Genomic DNA, 17,476 nt, shown 5'->3' with positions numbered 1-17,476 from the left:
CACGCGGGGTGGCCACCCAGGATGAATTCCCCCTCAAGCCTTAAAAGCCTTGGCGCGTAGTCTATAACATGAGCGTGTCCGTGAGGGAAGCCGGCGGGAGGATTCCCCTGGCGTTAGTCGTTATAAGGCCTGCGAAGCTGTTCGACATACCCGACGTTGTCAGGATAGAGCGGCTCTCGTTCCGGGAGCAGTACCCGCGTGGCGTTTTTCTGGTCTTCCTTGAGAACAACCCCGATACTTTCCTGGTGGCCGAGTACCGCGGGAGGGTCATCGGCTACGTGATGGCATACCTCCGTCCCGACCTGGAGGGACATATAATGAGCATCGCCGTTGACCCCGAGTACAGGGGCAGCGGCATCGGTTCGGCCATGCTGAGTGAGGTCATCGAAAGACTCATAAAGAAGGGCGCCCGCTACATCGGTCTGGAGGTTCGCGTGAGCAACGAAAAGGCCATAAAGCTCTACGAGCGCTTCGGTTTCAGGCGCATCAAACGCATAATCGGCTACTACTCCGACGGGGAGGATGCCTACTACATGCTGATGCCGGCCGACGAGTGGGGTGGAAGGAATTGAAGGAGCCGATAATCTTCCAGCTCAGCGGGGACAGGGTCTTCAGCGAGCGCGAAAAGGCGATAAACCAGTTCTACAACAAGAGGTATTTCGGCGAGGTCGTGAACGGGAAGCTCTTCCTCTCGCTCATAGAGGCGGCTTATCTGATGGAGAAGGGCAAGATACGGGTTTTCAACGGCGAAAAAGAACTTTCTTTTCAGGATTTGGTCGAACTCGGGAGGAAGAGGGACGACCAGTTCGACATAAAGCTCCTCGTCTACACCGACCTGCGCGACAGAGGGTACACGGTGAAGTCCGCCCTCAAGTTCGGCTCCCACTTCCGCGTTTACAGGCGCGGAATGGACGAACACTCCCAGTGGCTGATATGGGTGGTTCCCGAGAACCTCCGCTTTTCCCCGAACGACATCACCGCCCGCGTGAGGGTTGCCCACGGCGTCAGGAAGAACATGGTGATGGCCGTCGTCGATGAGGACAACGACGTGGTGTACTACAAGGTTGAGTGGGTGAAGTTCTGAACAGTTTTAACCGAGCGGAGTCACTTGATATCTGAAATTCGAAATCTTTATTAGGACTACTTACTTTAGTTATATGGGTGATTGTGGCATGATTACGTTAAAGTTGGAAGTGGAATGTCCTCGGCATGATAGAGATACATAATAAAATTCAAAAAAGAGGATTCCTCTTCTCCAGTGACAATGAGTAGTAGTTTCGTTGAGTGTAAGATATTATCCATTAAGGTGCCTGTTAAGTGCTTAAAATGTGGGAACACCTTTGAAGTTGATGCGTGGATTGCTGATGAACAAACTACTGAAATTAAAGATATGGGTCCGGAAGTACAACGGATTATCGAGTATGACGGTGAATGTCCGAAGTGTGGCAATCATCTATATTTTGAAATTTACAGTTGGGAGTACCCACCAGGATTCTTGGAGGAAATCGAGATTGACCATAAAGAAGGGATTGATTTCACTTAAATTGTATCCATCTTGGTTTGATTACTGTTTTTTTAGTGTTTATTGACTGAAGGAGAAAAGAAAAAAATCACTTCAGGAACCCGGTCTTCTTTCCGAGGTCCTCGAAGGCATCCAGCACGTACTGGAGGTCCTCCTTGCTGTGGGCCGCTGAAGGTTCGAGCCTTATCCTTGCGGTTCCGAGCGGGACGGTCGGGTAGACTATGGCCTGAGCGAAGATGTTGTACTCGTCGTAGAGCCTCCTTGAGAACTCCTGGGCGGTCTTCTCGTCATAGAGCATGACCGGGGTGATCGGGTGCTTGGTGTTGCCGAGGTCGTAGCCGAGGTCCCTCAGCCCGTTCTGGAGGAAGTGGGTGTTGTCCCAGAGCTTTCTCACTAACTCGTCGCTGTGCTGGAGTATCTCGACGGAAGCTATGGCCGCGGCGACGTCGGGCGGGTTCGGGGCGCTTGAGAAGAGGAACGGCCTTCCGCGCTGGCGGAGGTAGTCGATGGCCTCCTCCGGTCCGGCCACGTAGCCGCCGATGACACCGAAGGCCTTGCTCAGCGTACCCATCTCGAAGTCAACGCGGTCGTGGAGCTTGAAGTGGTCGACTATACCCCTTCCGCTGTCTCCGAGGACACCCTCACCGTGGGCGTCGTCTATGTAGAGCATGGCATCGTACTGCTCGGCCAGCTCCGCCATCTCCGGCAGCGGGGCGAGGTCACCGTCCATCGAGAAGACACCGTCGCTGACGATTATCTTCTTCTCCTTGTCCTTGTTCTCTTCGAGGCGCTTCTTGAGGTCCTCCATATCAAGGTGCTTGTAGATGACCTTCGGGGCGCCGCTGAGGCGCATTCCGTCTATGATGCTCGCGTGGTTGAGCTCCTCGCTGATGAACACACCGTTGTCCTTCTTGGTGAGCAGAGCACTTAAAGCGCCGAGGTTGGCGTTGTAGCCGCTCTGGAAGAGTATGGCTGCCTCCCTCTTCTTGAACTTGGCGAGCTTCTCCTCAAGCTCCACGTGGAGCTCCATGGTGCCGGCGATGGTCCTAACCGCTCCGGCACCGACGCCGTAGTCGAGGATGGCCCTTATCGCGGCCTCCTTTATCTTGGGATGTGCGGCCAGGCCGAGGTAGTTGTTCGAACACATGTTGAGAACGCGCTTTCCGTCAACGACGACCCAGGGGCCCTGGGAGCTTTCAAGCTTTCTTATGGTTACGTAAAGGCCTTTCTCCTTGAGCTCCTTGAGCTCTTCCCTAATCCAGTCGAGCTTCGCCATGAGAACCACCGGTGATTCTTGGACATCGAGGTATAAAAGTTTTGCAGTGCCCCAGTTAGTGCAGCCTAAGAACCATTACCGCCAGGAGGAGCAGGGCGAGGGCGACGCTGTCTCCCGTGGGATTCGACGAGAGTGCGAGGTATGCCAGCGTGGGTATCGAGGCGTGTTCAAGCGGATCATGGCAAAAGGCTTAATACCTCATAAGGCTCATAAGCCTTTAGGTAGGGTGATGGCTATGTCTGAGGAAGTTAAGGAAGTTAAAATCCTTGAGAAGCCCTGGGTTGAGAAATACAGGCCTCAACGGCTCAACGACATCGTTGGTCAGGCTCACATCGTCAGAAGGCTCAAGCACTACGCTAAAACCGGTTCGATGCCCCATCTTTTATTCGCGGGGCCTCCTGGTACGGGAAAGACGACCAGTGCGCTGGCCTTAGCGCGAGAACTCTTTGGAGAGCACTGGAAACACAATTTCCTTGAGCTGAATGCCTCCGTTTCCAAGGACACCCCGATACTCGTGAGGCTCAACGGAAGAATCATCAGGACGACGTTTGCCGAGCTTGACAAAATCTACTTCGACGGGAACGACGGTGATGTTGCCTACAAAGATGCTCCAAACCTTGAAGTCCTTACGGTTGACGAGAACTACCGCGTCAAGTGGGCCAGGGTGAGCAAAATAATCCGCCACCGCGTTCCGGTTATACTCCGTGTTCACCTCGAAGGCGGTGGAAAGCTCGAACTCACCGGAAACCACTCCGTTATGGTGCTCACCGAGAACGGACTCGAAACTGTGAAGGCGAGTGAGCTTACGGAAGGTACAATCCTCCTCAGCTTCACGGCCAACCTTGAGGGCTTCCTCGACGTTCTTGACCTGAGCGAATACAGGATTAAGGAGAGCGCGAGGACGAGGGCCTTTGAGAACCTTCCCGTCGGTGAGGAGCTCTCCTACATGCTCGGCCTTTATGCCGCTGAAGGAGCGGTGGGATTCAAGGGTAAGACCTCCGGTCAGGTCATCTACACCCTCGGAAATCACGAAGACGAGCTGATAAACCGCGTTAGGGCATTCGCCGAGAACCTTGGGATAAGCCTCTATGAGAACGACGTTGGTTCCGCCTTCGACCGCTCAAGGAAGAGCGCGCACCAGCTCAGGTTCCTCAACACCCAGCTGGCGAGGTTCTTTGAAGACAGCTTTTACGACGGGAACGGCAGAAGGGCCGTGAACAAAAGAATCCCCGGATTTGTCTTTGAGTTTCCTGTTCCGGAGAGAATAGCCTTCCTGAAAGGCATTGCCGACGGTGACGGAACAGGAGAATGGGGTAGTGTAATCAGGGTTTCCTCAGTTTCAAAGGATTTGCTCATAGACACCGTCTGGCTCGCGAGGGTTTCTGGAATAGATGCGAGCCTCTTCGAGAGGGAGGCGAGGCTAATCTGGAAGGGTGGAATGAAGTGGAGCAAGGCTGAGCTCCTTCCTGCGGAGCCGATAGCTAGGATGCTTATGGCAATAGAGAACGCCATCGAGGGCAACTGGCGTTACGAGTTCAGGCACCAGCTCTACGAGGGCAAGAAGCGCGTTAGGAAGGCAACACTGAGAAAGGTCCTCGGAATGGTCAACAAGGGCAAGCTCGACGAGAAAGGCAGAAGAATACTTGAAACGCTTAGAAAGCTTGCCGAGACGGATTTACACGCCCTAACCGTTAGGAAGGTCGAGCTCGTTGAATACAACGACTTCGTCTACGACGTCAGCGTTCCGGGCAACGAGATGTTCTTCGCCGGTGAAATTCCGGTTCTGCTTCACAACTCCGACGAGCGCGGAATAAACGTGATTAGGGAGAAAGTCAAGGAGTTTGCTCGCACGAAGCCGATAGGCGGGGCGAGCTTCAAGATAATCTTCCTCGACGAGGCTGACGCCCTAACGCAGGACGCCCAGCAGGCTTTGAGGAGAACGATGGAGATGTTCTCCAACAACGTGAGGTTTATCCTCAGCTGTAACTACTCCTCCAAGATAATCGAGCCGATACAGTCGAGGTGTGCAATCTTCCGCTTCAGGCCCCTCAACAACGAGGACATAGCGAAGCGCATCCTCTACATCGCCGAGAACGAAGGGCTTGACCTCACAGAGGATGGACTTCAGGCGCTCCTCTACGTTGCGGAGGGTGATTTGAGAAGGGCAATCAACGTCCTGCAGGCTGCTGCCGCCCTCGACACCAAGATAACCGATGAGAACGTCTTCCTCGTTGCCAGCAGGGCAAGGCCGGAGGATGTCAGACAGATGATGCAGCTGGCTCTGGAGGGCAACTTCCTGAAGGCGAGGGAGAAGCTCAGGGAGATTCTCCTCAAGCAGGGACTGAGCGGCGAGGACGTTCTCATCCAGATGCACAAGGAGGTCTTCAACCTGACGATACCCGAGGACAGGAAAGTTGCCTTGGCTGACAAGATTGGAGAGTACAACTTCAGGCTCGTGGAAGGGGCGAACGAGATGATACAGCTTGAGGCCCTGCTGGCCCAGTTCACCCTGATGGGTAAGTGATGACCATGCCGCGGGACGTTCCTTGGGTTGAGAAGTACCGGCCGAGACGCCTCGGGGAGCTTATAAACCAGACAAAGGCCCTGGGGCAGGTGAAGGCGTGGATAGAGGCGTGGCTCCAGGGCAGCCCACCGAAGAAGAAGGCGCTGATTCTGGCCGGTCCTCCGGGAACAGGCAAGACGGCGACGGTCTACGCCATAGCCAGGGAGTACGGCTTCGAAATAATCGAACTCAACGCCAGCGACGAGAGGACATACGAGAAGGTAGAGCGCTACGTTCAGGCCGCCTACACCCTCGACATCCTCGGAAAGCGGAGGAAGCTCATATTCCTCGATGAGGCAGACAACATGGAGCCGAGCGGGGCGAGGGAGATAGCGAAGCTGATAGGCCGGGCCAGAAATCCGATAATAATGAGCGCCAACCGCTACTGGGAGGTTCCGAGGGAGGTAAGGAACAAGGCCCAGATAGTCGAGTACAAGCGCCTGACCCAGAGGGACATCATAAAGGGGCTCGTGAGAATCCTCCACGCGGAGGGTCTGACGGTTCCGAAAGAGGTTCTCTACGAGATAGCCAAGCGCGCCAACGGTGATCTGAGGGCCGCTATCAACGACCTCCAGACGGTCGTGTCCGGCGGGATAGAGGATGCCGCCGACGTTCTCGCCTACCGCGACACGGAAAAGAGCGTCTTCCAGGCTCTGGCGCAGATTTTTGCCACGGACAACGCGAAGAAAGCCAGGATGGCAACGCTCGGCGTTGACATGTTCCCCCATGAACTCCTCCAGTGGATAGACGAGAACCTCCCCTACGTCTACTACAAGCCCGAGGACATAGCGAGGGCCTATGAGGCGCTCAGCAGGGCCGACATATACCTAGGTCGGGCGCAGAGAACCGGAAACTACGGCCTCTGGAAGTACGCCACCGACATGATGACCGCGGGGGTTGCCGTTGCGGGCGTCAAAAAGAAGGGCTTCGTGAGGATTTACCCGCCCAAGACCATAAAGCTCCTCACGGAGAGCAAAGCTGAGAGGGGACTGAGGGATTCGGTACTCAAGAAGATAATGAGCGAGATGCACATGGCGAAGCTGGAGGCTCTGGAGACACTCAACGTCCTGAAGGCGATATTCGAGTACAACCCGGACATGGCGGCGCACTTCGTCGTTTACCTCGACCTTGACCTCAAGGAGGTCGAGTTCATAGTCGGGGACAAGGAGAAGGCCAGGACGATATGGGGCAAGAGCATGAACATCGAGAAGAGGCTCAAGGAGCGCGGGGAGCTGGAGGAGCACGTGAGGGTTGCCGCTGGGAAGGAGCCCGGGGAAGAGGTTGAGCCCGCGGAAGAGGAAGAGGTCGGAGAAGAGGCGGAGGAAGAGATAAGCGAGGAGGAACTTGAGAAGGCCGAGAAAGAGATGGAGAGTGTGGAAGAGCCGAAGGAGTCCGGAAAGATAGACAAGCCCAAGAAGAAGGGCAAGCAGGCGACGCTGTTCGACTTTTTGGGGAAGAAGTGATGGCCAGATTTTATATTCTTTGCAATACAAATTTTTGGTGTTTTTGTATTCTGCGGAATATATAAGATTCGGTGAGAAAACGGTGAAGTGCGTCTCGCTATTGAGGGCTTTGGCCCTCTTGAGTGCATATCTGGAATGATTTGCATAATCTTAGCCTCCATCAATTCTGTGGGCGAGAAGTTCACATTCCTCTTCAAGTCTCCCGTTCGCCTGAAGGAATGCCCTGCTGACAAGGGATCCAGAAAAGACCCACCTGTTGGCGAAATGATGAACATACGTGGAGTTATTTTTGAGAGCTGGGGAATTAGCATCACCGGTTATCCATTGGTTGGCAAAATCGTGGATTAGTATAAGGCCTTCTCTAACGGCAGAGAGGTTCCCTTGGCCGGATAAGACAGCATCCCGCGCTTTATTCACAAAGTCAGCACACGACCCCGTTTCGGTCATGCTGGTTACGGTCATATTATTCCCATATTCTTCTGGAAACACAAGTTCCGCGATTAGGTCTAACGCAAACCCAAGGTTCACAAGGTCGCTGTAGAGCTCACCCATCGTGAAGTTGAAGATGTCAAAGTCCCCATGTGAAAGGGCGTTAAGGGCGGCCTTTGAGTGGAAGCGAATCTCATGGAGGTACGTGCCTGTGAGCAGGGTGGCCGTGCGTATGTCGCCATTTTTCTGGGCCTCCTCAGCGGCATCTTTGTAGTGTTCGCACATTTGGGCGCTGGCACCGATGGAAAAAATAAGAAGGAGGAAAATTGCCAGCGAACACCTGCTTGGCATGTTCATCACCTTCGAGCAGTTTTACTGTCTAGATGCTCAGCGGTTATTTTGAGTTTCGCTTAAGTGCTTCGAATCATTGTTGATTCCCACTGCCGCCGCGCTTCCTGCCGTTACTCCTACTATTAGCAGTCCCAACAGGACTGCGAGTAGAGACTTCCATCGCATGGTAGTTCCACTCCTATTATAGTTCTGCAATAGTCAATACACACTTTGCCCTTATAGGTTTTACTGCCTATTATAATTAAGTGTCCTTCCTTTTTTAGGGGGGATAAATTTTTTCAGAGTTTAGTTTCACCGCCATTTTTAACCAGAAGAAGCCTGAGTAAAAGAGTTGTATTGTGATGCAACATCAAGTTTAAGGGTCTCACCTTACTTCAACATCCGCACAGACCTTGAAAACGTGCGGCTTGAAGTCGCTCACCTTTTTGACCCTGACGGCGCAGTCCCTTCCGAGCTTCAGGCACTCCTCAAGGATTCTCGCCCTGAACCTCTCAATCTCCCCCTCGTGGACGAAGTCGTAGTAGTGAAGCCAGCGCTCGGCCTTTGAGAGCGTCAAAGCCAACGCGTCAACGCCCCTCGGCGTCGGACTTACCACCCTGTCGTAGCTCGGAAGCTCGGGCAGGACCTTGAAAGCGTCGCCGTGAAGGAATTCTATCTCGCCTTTCAGCCTCTTCCTGTTGCGCTCTACGTTCTCCAGCCCGAGTTCGTAAGCTTCCTTGTTCAGCTCGACGGCTGTTATCTTAACCCTCCTGTAGCGTGCTACCACGAGCGCATACGGCAGAACGCCGGCGAAGGGGATTAAAACCCTCTCGCCGTCGCGGACGAGCTGGGCAAGGCGGTACCGCTCACCCTTCATGCGCGGGTTGAAGAAGGCCTTCGAGAGGTCGACCTTTATCTGAACGCCGTTCTCCCTGTGGACCGTTTCGAGCCTCTCCTCCCCCCAGATTATCGAGTAGTCCCTTATCCTGAAGGCACCCTCGTGGAACCCCTTCCTGGCGATGACCTTCAGAAACGGATGGACCTTCCTCAGGCCCCAAACTATATCCTCAATCCTGTGCTCAAGCTCCGGCGGTATCTGGATGACCGCTATGTCCCCCATCACGTCGTAGCGCCTCAGATACTTCAGCTCTTCTCTGCTCAGCCTCTCCGCCAGAACGCTCTCAAGGTTCTTGTATATCTGCCTCTCCGGCCTGAGCGGAAGCTCAACCGGAAGAACCTCGTAGCCGAGGGAGTAAACCCTCCCGTCCTCAATTACCGGCAGGAGAACGTACTCGTCTTCCCTCCTCGGCCTCCTTTTGCCGTCGTAGAGGTTTAGCTTTTTCAGCCTTCTCTTGACGGGTTCGGCCTCCCGCCTTGGAACCTTCACCGCCGGCAAGCTCTCACCGGAGAAAGTTGGAAGGAGGGTTTAAAAACTCACTTCCAGTAAGGTTCGCGCATGAGAACGGCCTGTTTGAATATCTCGACGAGTTCGGCATCGCTCGCCCCGTTCCTCAGCGCCGTGGCGAAGTCTATCAGGTCGTTCTTCTTCAGAAGGCATGTTTTGAACTTGCCGTCGGAGGTGACCCTCAGCCTCGTACAGTTGGCGCAGAAGACCGTGTTGTGCATCGCCCTGACGACCTCGACCTCGGCTATTCCGTAGTCGGTGGGGATGAAGTACTTCTTCCGCCTGTGCATCCGCCTCTCGCGGATTTCAACGGCCATTTCCTCAAGCTTTTTCTCAACCGGTTTGAGGGGGTAGAAGTACTTTCTGAAGAACCTCGTCTCCGTGAACTCCCTTGGGGCTTCGAGCTCTATGAGCTGGAGGATCGTCCCGGTCTTCGCTGCAAAGTCGACCATGTCCCATACCTCGTCATCGTTAAGGCCCCTCATCACAGTCATGTTGAGCTTCACGGGGCTGAGGTGCTTCACGGCCTCCTCGATGCCCTCGATAACGACGTCGAGCATGTCGACGCCCGTGATTCTCCTGTAAACCTCCGGCCTCAGGCTGTGGAGCGAGACGTTCACCCGGTCGAGGCCGGCTTTTGCAAGGGGCTCTGCCAGCTCCTTTAAGCGACTTCCGTTGGTCGTCATGCTTAAGTCCACCACGTACGGCTTGATTCGCCCGACTATCTTGATTATATCGTCCCTTACCGTCGGCTCGCCGCCGGTGAGCTTGACCTTACTTATTCCAAGGCGCGAGGCTATCCTAACGATTCTCTCTATCTCCTCCGGCCTCAGTTCGAGCCTCGCGTTGAAGTGCTGTCCCTCCCTGTGGCAGAAGAAGCAGCGGAAGTTGCAGTCATGGGTGAGCGAAATCCTGAGGTTCGTTACTGGCCGGCCAAAACGGTCGTAAAGGGTCATTCAACCACCGGGGTGATTAGTTTTCCGGCTTAAAAAAAGGTTTTGGGTAAGCGTTTTTGTTTAACCAGGCTTCATCGAAAACTACAAGTAGGGGGAGGCGCAAGATTAAGCTTAGGGGGTTTTCCGCATGAACGTTGAGGAGGTCAAGGCCCAACTTTCACACCTTGAGTCGCTTCACTCCACTTTTGAGCGGCAGTTTCCAACCATCTACGAGGAACGGGACGGGGAGGCTCTTCTGGAGAGGGTGAAGTCCCTTTACAACATATCGAGGGAGAAGCTTGAGATAGCGTCATCTCTGTACCGTGAGATGGGGAGCTTCGGCGGTCATATCGAGGAGGGCGCGAAGGAGCTGTACCGCAATGAGTACCAGATGAAGTTTCGCCTTGAGGAGATACTCTCCCTTCTCGTCAAGGAGCACGACTACGGGGCGAGGATAAAGCTCTCAACGGCCCTTGACAGGCTCGTCCAGTTCCACAGGGTCTACGACTACGCCGTCAGGAAGGCGCTCGGTGAGCTCTCGACTGAGATCGAGGGGCTGAGCCTCTTGGCCGAGGGCGAAAAGGAGAAAAAGGTACCCGTTGGTATAATGGGGGAGCTGGGAAAAGTTAAGAAACTTGAGGCCGAGTTTGAAATCCTAAAGGTTTTCCTGCTCAGGCTTTACACTCATCCCGGCGATGTGCATAAGGTTGAAGAGGCTCTGAGAGACTGGCACTCCAGGGGACTGCTCTGGGTTGAGGCGAGAAACGTTGAGAAGCTCAGCGGCGTCGAGGACGCCGAGGATATACTTGAGGGGCTCACGCTCATCGGAGTGGTGGAAAAGAAGATGAGGGGTGGTGAAGGTGTCTACAGGCACAGGAGTTTCAGTTCGAGTTAGGGGCATCTACAGCACGGCCCTTACAAAGCTCTTCCTCGACAGGGGCTTCGGAATCTCGCAGCCCAGCAACAGAATCGTCGAGCGCTTCAACCTCGAAAAGACCTACGACGAGTTTGATGTGGATGTTTACGACAAGAAGGACCACCACGGGGTAATCCTCGTTGGGACGAAGGTTGAGGAGGTTAAGGCGGTTCTTGAGGACGAACTTATAGACGTTTTCTTTAGGAAGCTCCCCTACCAGCTCTATGGCATCTACAAGGGGATGGTGGTCAAAAGGGACGAGCGCTACGTCTACATAGACATAGGAAGCGCCATCGGGACCGTGGTCGCCAGCGAACTGCCGCGCGCGATGGAGGGCGATGAGGTTCTCGTTCAGGTTAAGAAGCACAACCTCCTCCCCCAGCTGAGCGTTGTCCTCACGATTCCGGGCGACTACGCGGTTCTCATTCCGAAGCCGATAGGGGCGCAGAGGCACGTCAAGATATCCAGGAAGATAAGGGAGCAGAGCGAGCGCGAAAGGCTCCGCATCCTCGGACTCAGCATAGACCTGGGCGAGTGGGGAATCCTCTGGAGGACGGCCGCAGCTTATAAGGACTGGAACACCCTCCGGGACGAGATAATACACCTGTCCAAACTGGCCGACAGGCTCAAGAAGGCCGACTCCTACACCGCTCCCTCCCTCATAATAGAGGGGAGGAACATATACGAGGTTGAGTTCGGCGGGGGTGCGAAGAGAAAGCTCGACGAGATAAGGAACAAAGTCGTTCCGACCGTTGAGGGCCACCACCAGCTGAAGGCCTACGACCCGGAGCTGAGCTTTGCGGTGGAGATAGCTGAGGGAATCCTCTCGAAGGTTCCCGGCCAGAGGGAAAAGGTAAAGGCGGGCTTTTGGGAAGCCCTTATATCCAACAAGGGGCCCAGAAAGGGGTGGCTCTTCAGCCTTGAGCACTACAAGCCTGACGGGCAGAGGATAAAGATAGGGCCGGGCGAGATAACCGAGGTTTCGATGAACCCGCTGAAGATAACCTTCAAGCGCCACCTAAAGCCCGGCAAGTTCTACGACGGCTTGGACATCCCCATAGAGTTCGGGGACTACGTCGTGACAGAGATTGAGTCCGGAAAGTGGTGGTTCGTGCACCGCTACTACGACCGCAACGGCAACCTCAAGGGCGAGTACTACAACATCAACACGCCGGTGGAGATATACCCCGACAGGGCGCGCTACATCGACCTTGAGGTGGACATCGTCAAGTGGCCGGACGGCAAGAAGGAGATAATAGACAAGGAGAAGCTGACCGAGCACTACGAGGAGGGCATAATCACGGAGAAGCTCTACAGGGCAGTGCTGAGGATTACGCAGGAGGTTTACGAGAGGATTTGAAGGCGCTCCCTCCTCCCCGTTTTCTTTACATTTTTCTTTTGAAAGCCTCGCCCTTCAGGGCGGGGAGGAGGTCAGTCTTACCTCCTCCACTATCTCACTACCCTGGCCGAGGCTTATGGTCTCTTCGATTTCCTCAGGGGATAAACCCCTACCTCCGGGGAGGATTGGTAGGTTGAGCCCTTTTCTCCGGCGCCTTCTTTCGGTTTCCGGGTAGTTCATATGCGGGTGTTTGAAGATAGCTCTCAAAAACTTTTGGTAACGTTCGTAGCTTGAGGAGTGCCGAGCTTGTTGGTCTTAGCTTTGATTCCCCGCAACCCTTAAATATTACTTGTTTGGTAATATACTGGGTGGGTAATATGTTCTACGACAGGGAGCGCGAGCTTGAGAAGCTCAACGAGGTTTACTCCTTTCCGGGCTCAAGCTTTCTCGTTATTTACGGTAGGAGGAGGGTTGGGAAGACTGCCCTGGCCAGGGAGTTCCTGAGTGATAAGCTTGGCCTCTACTTTTTCGTGGGCGAAAAGGACGAGGCCCTTCTTCTTGAGGAGTGGTCGCGCGAGATTGAGGAGAAGCTTTCCAATTACCTCCCTTCATACTTGAAGCTAAAGTTCGGCTCCCTTGAGGAGCTTGTGGAGTTCCTGCTCGACTTCTCGCGGGAGAGGAAACTGGTTGTGGTCTTCGACGAGTTCCAGAACTTCAGGACGGTTAAACCTTCTTTCTTCTCATCCCTCCAGAGGCTCTGGGACGAGAAAAAGGAAACTTCAAACCTCATGCTCATCGCGGTTGGCTCGTACGTCGGCATGATTAAGCGCATCTTCATGGATAGAAAAGAGCCCCTCTTCGGCAGGGTGGACGAGTGGGTTAAGCTCAGGCCCTTTGACTTCTGGACTGCCTTCGACTTCGTGCACTCCCATGTTGATGTTCCGCCGAGTGACTTTATTGAGCTTTATTCTGCCTTGGGCGGAATGCCCCGGTACCTCCTCTACGTCCCGCGCTACTACCAGGGAGATTCCCTCAAAGCCCTGAAGGCGCTGTTCTTTGACGAGTTCGCCCCGCTGAGGGAGGAGGGCTTGAATGTCCTCAAGCTGGAGTTCGGCAGGTTCTACCGCGCTCACTTCTCAATCCTCGAAGCGGTCAGTCTCGGCCACGTTACGCCCAAGGAGATAAGCGACAAAACGGGTATGAAGCTCCTCACTGTCGGCAAGTACCTCAGCGAGCTAACGAACCACTATGAGTACCTGAGGAGGGAAGTTCCCGTCACCGAGAACCCGCTGAAGACGAGGAAGGTGGCCTATCGCATAAGCGACGAATTCTTCAACTTCTGGTTCCGCTTCATTTACCACAACTACACCGCCCTTGAGGAGGACCCCGGAAGGGTCTTTGATCGCTTTAAAACTGAGTTTCCCGCCTTCGTTGGCAAAACCTACGAGAGAATAGCCCTGGACTTCGTGAGAGGGCTCGACCTCGGCTTCAGGCCCGAGCGCGTTGGCAGGTGGTGGCACAGGGGAGAAGAGATAGACGTGGTCGCCTACGACCGGAAGAACATTATTCTCTTCGAGGTGAAGTGGAAGGACCTGAGCCTGAGGGACGCGGGGAAGGTTTTGAGGTCCCTTGAGAGGAAGGCGGAACTCCTCCCGCTCAAAGGGGATTACCGGTTCGGCATTATAGCGAGGGAGCTTGAGGGTAGGGAGGAACTAAGGGAAGAGGGCTTCCTCGCCTTTGATCTCAACGACGTCATTCGCCCGCGTCCTCTATCCCCTTCTCCGTAATCTTGAGGTAAACCATTCCACCCTCCGGTCTGAACCTGTGCCTTTCTAGGACAGCCACCCTCATTCCGGGCGTATTGAGCTTGTCGAGCCGGAGGATATCCTTAGTCCGGTAGTTGAGGGTGTGTCCGGCGACGGGCTTCATCCTCTCGGCCCTGCTGTCGAAGTGCACCTGGTTGATGACTATCACCGGAATGCGGTTCCTCCTGGCTATCCAGAGGAGAACCTGGAGCTGTTTGCCGAGTTCGGCGGTGAGGTTTTTCCTCTGCTCCTCGACGCGGTAGTGGGCCGTTATGGAATCAACGACCACGAGGGAAAAGGAACCATCAACGACCCGCTTCAGGCTCCCGATGGTGCGCCTCTGCTCCTTGAAGTCAAAGGGCGTGAAGAGGAGGAACCTCTGGAGGACCTCCTCCGGATTCAGCCCCCGAGATTCGGCCATCTGACTCAACCTCTCCGGAGAAAAGCCCCCCTCAGTGTCAACGTAGGCGACCTTTCCGGGACTCAGGAGGCCGGCCTGCACGGCGAGCGTTGTCTTTCCTGTGGCGTAGGGGCCGTAAATCTGGGTCAGCACTCCCTCGGCTATTCCCCCGCCGAGAAGCTCGTCGAGTGATTTCACCCCCGTGGTGAGCATCAGTCCCACCGCTAGAGGGTGAGCTCCTCGTAGGGCTCCATGGGGCGGACCATTACCCATATGCGCTTCTTCTTCAGCTCGTCCTGGAGCTTCTCGACGCTTCCCGTGCCGTAGACCCCGTAGTGCATCGGGATTACCACCCGGGGTCTTATGTCTTCTATTATCTGTACCGCCTCGCGCTCGTTGGCGGTTGATCGGCCGCTGATGGGCACCAGGAGCACGTCTATCTTTCCCCTGAGCCTCTGGAGGGTCGGCGTTGAATACGTGTCGCCGGTGTGGAAAAGGGTCTTGTCGCCCTCTATGATATAGCCGACGGGATACTGGCTTGAGGGGTGCTCCATGTAAACGGCGGTGACCTTAACGCCGTTTTCCAGCCCTATCGTCTGCCCCTCCTCTATCTCCCTTACCTTCGTCACCCCGTCGCTGATGGCCATCAGGTAGACGGGCTTCGGCCCTATGACGGTCGCGTCGCGGAGCCTTGAGAGCAGCTCGACCTTTCCGTAGTGGTCAACGTGCTCGTGTGTTATCAGGATGTAGTCCACCTCGCCGATTCTGTCGTCGTCAACATCCGGGTACGGGTCGATGAGCAGTCTCACACCCTTCGTCTCGACCCAGAAGCACGCGTGTCCGTACCAGATAATCCTCATCGGTGATACCTCCTCCAATGGGTTCGGTGAGGTGGACTTAAAGTTTTTCATTGACGGTTCTTTTTGGAAACCCATCCGGCTCGCTTCGGAAATCCGGGCGTAGATTTTATATACTTCACTTTCGTCACCATACTGATGTGCGCCGAGGATTCAAGCCTCAAAAGGGGTTTGATAGTTCGCGAACCCTTCGCAACCCTCATAGCTGAGGGAAAAAAGGTCTGGGAGATTAGGAAGTCCCGGACGAGGGTTAGGGGCGAGGTTCTCATCCTCAGCGGCGGCAGGGCCGTGGGCAGTGCCGAACTCGTTGACGTCCTCGGCCCGTTTACCCCTGAGGAGCTGGCCCGACATGGGGACAAGCACCTCGTCGACGTTGACTTCCTGAGGGAATACTCCGGGGGCAAACCCCTCTACGCCTGGGTCTTCCGCAACGCGAAGAAATTCAATGGGCCGAGGAAGGTCCGCATCCCTAGGGGCGCCCAGGTCTGGGCCAACGTGGTGGTGGAGGATGAATAAGAGGCGCTTCATAATCCCGCCCGTTTCGCTTCCGGTTCTCCTTCTGATATTCCTCATCTTCCTGGCGGTTTTTGTAGTTTTTTCAAGCATAGTCATGGCCGCCTTTGAGAAGCTCGGAATACCCCCGGAGGTGGCCTACGCGCTCTTCCTCTTCTCCCTCCTCGGGAGCTTCATCAACATCCCAGTGGCTGAGGAAGTCTCGTACGAGCCCGTCGTTGCCCTTAGAGAGGTCCGCTTCTTCGGCATCTCCTATCCAGTTCCGTACTTTGACTGGGAGGAGAGGAGGGTGATAATAGCTATAAACGTCGGCGGGGCGCTGGTTCCAATCAGCATCGTTCTGTACGAGGTCTTCAGGCTCCTCTACCTCGGTCAATTTGGGCTGCTCTTCAACACGGCCCTAGCGACCCTCGTAGCGGCCCTCTTCAGCCACGCCTTTGCCCGACCCGTCAGGGGTCTCGGCATAGCGATGCCGGTCTTCCTCCCGCCTCTGATAGCCATAATCCTCGGCTGGCTCCTCGGCGACGGAAATCCCACGCTGGTCGCCTACGTCAGCGGAACGATGGGAGTCCTCATAGGAGCCGACCTGATGAACTGGAACCGTATCAGGAAGCTCGGCGCTCCGATGGTAAGCATTGGGGGAGCGGGAACCTTCGACGGCATATTCCTCGCCGGGATTATTGCCGTCCTTCTGGTATGACGGTGGGTTTATAAGCCGTGAATTGAACATTCCAACGGCAAAAAGGGGTGGTGCTCATGTTCGTGATTGGAAGCGGTGCCAAGCATCTGGAGGATGAGATAAAGGCCCTCGGCGGCGAGGTCCTCGATGCTGAAATAAAGAGGTTCCCAGACGGTGAGAAGTACGTCAGAATCATGGGTTCCTCGAAGAACGTCACAGTTGTGCAGTCAACTTTCGCCCCACAGGACGAACATCTGATTGAGCTGATCCTCATGGCGGACGCCCTGCGCGAGAGGGGGGTTCAGAAGCTCAGGGCGGTTGTTCCGTACCTTGCCTACTCAAGACAGGATAGGGTCACGAAGGACGGCGAGCCTGTGAGCGTGAGAGCCGTTATGAGGGCTCTCTCCGTCTACTACGATGAACTCTACGTCTTCGACCTCCACAACCCGGAGACCCTCAGGTTCTTCCAGGGGAAAGCCGTCAACCTCTCCCCCGCAGGGGTCATTGCGGACTACTTCGGGGAGAAGCTCGGCGAGGGCGTTGTTCTCGCCCCCGACAAAGGCGCACTTGAGAGGGCCAGGGTCGTTGCGGAGAGGCTCGGCCTTGAGTACAGCCACTTCCACAAGGTTCGCATATCCCCGACCGAAGTTCAGATGAAGCCGGTGAATGTGGACGTTAGAGGAAAGAACGTGCTCATAGTTGATGACATCATAAGCACGGGCGGGACCATGATCAGGGCGGCGAACCTGCTCAGGGAGATGGGGGCAGGGAAAGTTTTCGTCGCGGCCACTCACGGCGTCTTTGCCGAGGGTGCGATAGAGCGCGTAAGCAAGGCGGTTGACGAGCTGGCGGTCACCAACACGATACCCACACCGGTCTCGAAGATAAGCGTTGTGCCCGAGATACTTGGGCTGTGAGGGGAGAATGGTTCGAATCTCCTCTCTCGTTGCTCTTTTGATATTTCTGACGTTTTTCGGAGCTGGGTTTTATTATGGTGGTTTCTTTCCTTGTGGTTGGTAGTGCTGGATGGCTGGTGGGAGGGGG

Annotated in this window: 18 protein-coding genes; 11 read left to right on the top strand and 7 right to left on the bottom strand. The window is 55.1% G+C overall.

Features of this window, described 5'->3' with window-relative positions; all coding sequences use genetic code 11:
* Positions 1 to 68 precede the first annotated feature (68 nt).
* The 3 genes from rimI to E3E51_RS02440 all read left to right on the top strand — a co-directional run bounded on the left by rimI (position 69) and on the right by E3E51_RS02440 (position 1,543).
* On the top strand, positions 69 to 572 hold the full coding sequence (gene rimI, locus E3E51_RS02450) for a ribosomal protein S18-alanine N-acetyltransferase (RefSeq protein ID WP_167911505.1): 504 nt from the start codon (positions 69 to 71) through the stop codon (positions 570 to 572).
* On the top strand, positions 569 to 1,084 hold the full coding sequence (endA, locus tag E3E51_RS02445; RefSeq protein WP_058938782.1) for a tRNA-intron lyase: 516 nt from the start codon (positions 569 to 571) through the stop codon (positions 1,082 to 1,084). Before rimI ends, endA begins: the two co-directional genes overlap by 4 nt.
* Positions 1,085 to 1,258: 174 nt before the next feature.
* The gene (locus E3E51_RS02440) at positions 1,259 to 1,543 is read left to right on the top strand and encodes a hypothetical protein (RefSeq protein WP_206204443.1); all 285 of its coding nucleotides are present in this window, start codon (positions 1,259 to 1,261) and stop codon (positions 1,541 to 1,543) included.
* Between the two features lie 67 nt (positions 1,544 to 1,610).
* Here the strand turns inward: E3E51_RS02440 and E3E51_RS02435 are convergent, their stop codons facing one another.
* The gene (locus tag E3E51_RS02435) at positions 1,611 to 2,798 is read right to left on the bottom strand and encodes a glycine C-acetyltransferase (protein ID WP_167911696.1); all 1,188 of its coding nucleotides are present in this window, start codon (positions 2,796 to 2,798) and stop codon (positions 1,611 to 1,613) included.
* 235 nt (positions 2,799 to 3,033) lie between these two features.
* Here E3E51_RS02435 and E3E51_RS02430 point away from each other — a divergent pair, with 235 nt between their 5' ends.
* Positions 3,034 to 5,322, top strand: coding sequence for a replication factor C small subunit (locus E3E51_RS02430; protein ID WP_167911695.1), 2,289 nt, complete (start codon positions 3,034 to 3,036; stop codon positions 5,320 to 5,322).
* Between the two features lie 5 nt (positions 5,323 to 5,327).
* On the top strand, positions 5,328 to 6,824 hold the full coding sequence (locus E3E51_RS02425) for a replication factor C large subunit (RefSeq protein WP_167911694.1): 1,497 nt from the start codon (positions 5,328 to 5,330) through the stop codon (positions 6,822 to 6,824).
* A 150-nt stretch (positions 6,825 to 6,974) separates the two neighbouring features.
* Here the strand turns inward: E3E51_RS02425 and E3E51_RS02420 are convergent, their stop codons facing one another.
* From E3E51_RS02420 to moaA, 3 genes are all read right to left on the bottom strand, one after another.
* Positions 6,975 to 7,610, bottom strand: a complete 636-nt coding sequence (locus tag E3E51_RS02420) for a hypothetical protein (protein ID WP_167911503.1) — start codon at positions 7,608 to 7,610, stop codon at positions 6,975 to 6,977.
* 358 nt (positions 7,611 to 7,968) lie between these two features.
* Positions 7,969 to 8,979: a class I SAM-dependent methyltransferase family protein gene (locus E3E51_RS02415; RefSeq protein WP_167911502.1), complete on the bottom strand. Its 1,011-nt coding sequence runs from the start codon at positions 8,977 to 8,979 to the stop codon at positions 7,969 to 7,971.
* A gap of 38 nt (positions 8,980 to 9,017) precedes the next feature.
* Entirely contained in the window at positions 9,018 to 9,944 is a 927-nt protein-coding gene (gene moaA, locus E3E51_RS02410) for a GTP 3',8-cyclase MoaA (protein ID WP_167911501.1), read from the bottom strand.
* Between the two features lie 127 nt (positions 9,945 to 10,071).
* Here moaA and E3E51_RS02405 point away from each other — a divergent pair, with 127 nt between their 5' ends.
* Positions 10,072 to 10,818, top strand: a complete 747-nt coding sequence (locus E3E51_RS02405; protein WP_167911500.1) for a hypothetical protein — start codon at positions 10,072 to 10,074, stop codon at positions 10,816 to 10,818.
* Positions 10,784 to 12,199, top strand: coding sequence for a ribonuclease E/G (locus E3E51_RS02400; RefSeq protein WP_167911693.1), 1,416 nt, complete (start codon positions 10,784 to 10,786; stop codon positions 12,197 to 12,199). Before E3E51_RS02405 ends, E3E51_RS02400 begins: the two co-directional genes overlap by 35 nt.
* Positions 12,200 to 12,253: 54 nt before the next feature.
* Here the strand turns inward: E3E51_RS02400 and E3E51_RS02395 are convergent, their stop codons facing one another.
* On the bottom strand, positions 12,254 to 12,418 hold the full coding sequence (locus E3E51_RS02395; protein WP_167911499.1) for a hypothetical protein: 165 nt from the start codon (positions 12,416 to 12,418) through the stop codon (positions 12,254 to 12,256).
* Between the two features lie 137 nt (positions 12,419 to 12,555).
* On the opposite strand from E3E51_RS02395, the gene E3E51_RS02390 reads away from it, so the two are divergent.
* Entirely contained in the window at positions 12,556 to 13,965 is a 1,410-nt protein-coding gene (locus E3E51_RS02390) for an ATP-binding protein (RefSeq protein WP_167911692.1), read from the top strand.
* Here E3E51_RS02390 and radB read toward each other — a convergent pair.
* Positions 13,931 to 14,596, bottom strand: a complete 666-nt coding sequence (gene radB / locus E3E51_RS02385; protein ID WP_167911498.1) for a DNA repair and recombination protein RadB — start codon at positions 14,594 to 14,596, stop codon at positions 13,931 to 13,933. The genes E3E51_RS02390 and radB overlap by 35 nt on opposite strands.
* An 11-nt stretch (positions 14,597 to 14,607) precedes the next feature.
* The gene (locus E3E51_RS02380) at positions 14,608 to 15,243 is read right to left on the bottom strand and encodes an MBL fold metallo-hydrolase (RefSeq protein WP_167911497.1); all 636 of its coding nucleotides are present in this window, start codon (positions 15,241 to 15,243) and stop codon (positions 14,608 to 14,610) included.
* Between the two features lie 135 nt (positions 15,244 to 15,378).
* Here E3E51_RS02380 and E3E51_RS02375 point away from each other — a divergent pair, with 135 nt between their 5' ends.
* The 3 genes from E3E51_RS02375 to E3E51_RS02365 are packed head-to-tail and all read left to right on the top strand — an operon-like array spanning position 15,379 to position 17,349.
* Entirely contained in the window at positions 15,379 to 15,756 is a 378-nt protein-coding gene (locus tag E3E51_RS02375) for an ASCH domain-containing protein (RefSeq protein WP_167911496.1), read from the top strand.
* A complete protein-coding gene (locus tag E3E51_RS02370; protein WP_167911495.1) occupies positions 15,749 to 16,453 on the top strand; it encodes a DUF1614 domain-containing protein in 705 nt (234 codons plus the stop codon). The genes E3E51_RS02375 and E3E51_RS02370 overlap by 8 nt, the downstream gene beginning before the upstream one ends.
* Positions 16,454 to 16,509: 56 nt before the next feature.
* Complete coding sequence (locus E3E51_RS02365; RefSeq protein ID WP_167911691.1) at positions 16,510 to 17,349, top strand: ribose-phosphate diphosphokinase; 840 nt, start codon at positions 16,510 to 16,512, stop codon at positions 17,347 to 17,349.
* Positions 17,350 to 17,476: the final 127 nt, after the last annotated feature.

It is taken from the genome of Thermococcus sp. 21S7 (assembly GCF_012027615.1).
In the GTDB taxonomy this organism is placed as follows: domain Archaea; phylum Methanobacteriota_B; class Thermococci; order Thermococcales; family Thermococcaceae; genus Thermococcus.
This window is presented reverse-complemented; position numbering and strand designations above follow the sequence as displayed.

Bases quoted from the DNA above. Each gene is read 5' to 3' on its own strand.
- E3E51_RS02380 (WP_167911497.1), bottom strand. From the start codon at position 15,243: ATGAGGATTATCTGGTACGGACACGCGTGCTTCTGGGTCGAGACGAAG.
- E3E51_RS02430 (WP_167911695.1), top strand. From the start codon at position 3,034: ATGTCTGAGGAAGTTAAGGAAGTTAAAATCCTTGAGAAGCCCTGGGTT.
- E3E51_RS02420 (WP_167911503.1), bottom strand. From the start codon at position 7,610: ATGAACATGCCAAGCAGGTGTTCGCTGGCAATTTTCCTCCTTCTTATT.
- E3E51_RS02365 (WP_167911691.1), top strand. From the start codon at position 16,510: ATGTTCGTGATTGGAAGCGGTGCCAAGCATCTGGAGGATGAGATAAAG.
- rimI (WP_167911505.1), top strand. From the start codon at position 69: ATGAGCGTGTCCGTGAGGGAAGCCGGCGGGAGGATTCCCCTGGCGTTA.
- E3E51_RS02425 (WP_167911694.1), top strand. From the start codon at position 5,328: ATGCCGCGGGACGTTCCTTGGGTTGAGAAGTACCGGCCGAGACGCCTC.
- E3E51_RS02395 (WP_167911499.1), bottom strand. From the start codon at position 12,418: ATGAACTACCCGGAAACCGAAAGAAGGCGCCGGAGAAAAGGGCTCAAC.
- radB (WP_167911498.1), bottom strand. From the start codon at position 14,596: ATGCTCACCACGGGGGTGAAATCACTCGACGAGCTTCTCGGCGGGGGA.
- E3E51_RS02405 (WP_167911500.1), top strand. From the start codon at position 10,072: ATGAACGTTGAGGAGGTCAAGGCCCAACTTTCACACCTTGAGTCGCTT.
- moaA (WP_167911501.1), bottom strand. From the start codon at position 9,944: ATGACCCTTTACGACCGTTTTGGCCGGCCAGTAACGAACCTCAGGATT.
- E3E51_RS02435 (WP_167911696.1), bottom strand. From the start codon at position 2,798: ATGGCGAAGCTCGACTGGATTAGGGAAGAGCTCAAGGAGCTCAAGGAG.
- E3E51_RS02375 (WP_167911496.1), top strand. From the start codon at position 15,379: ATGTGCGCCGAGGATTCAAGCCTCAAAAGGGGTTTGATAGTTCGCGAA.
- E3E51_RS02390 (WP_167911692.1), top strand. From the start codon at position 12,556: ATGTTCTACGACAGGGAGCGCGAGCTTGAGAAGCTCAACGAGGTTTAC.
- E3E51_RS02370 (WP_167911495.1), top strand. From the start codon at position 15,749: ATGAATAAGAGGCGCTTCATAATCCCGCCCGTTTCGCTTCCGGTTCTC.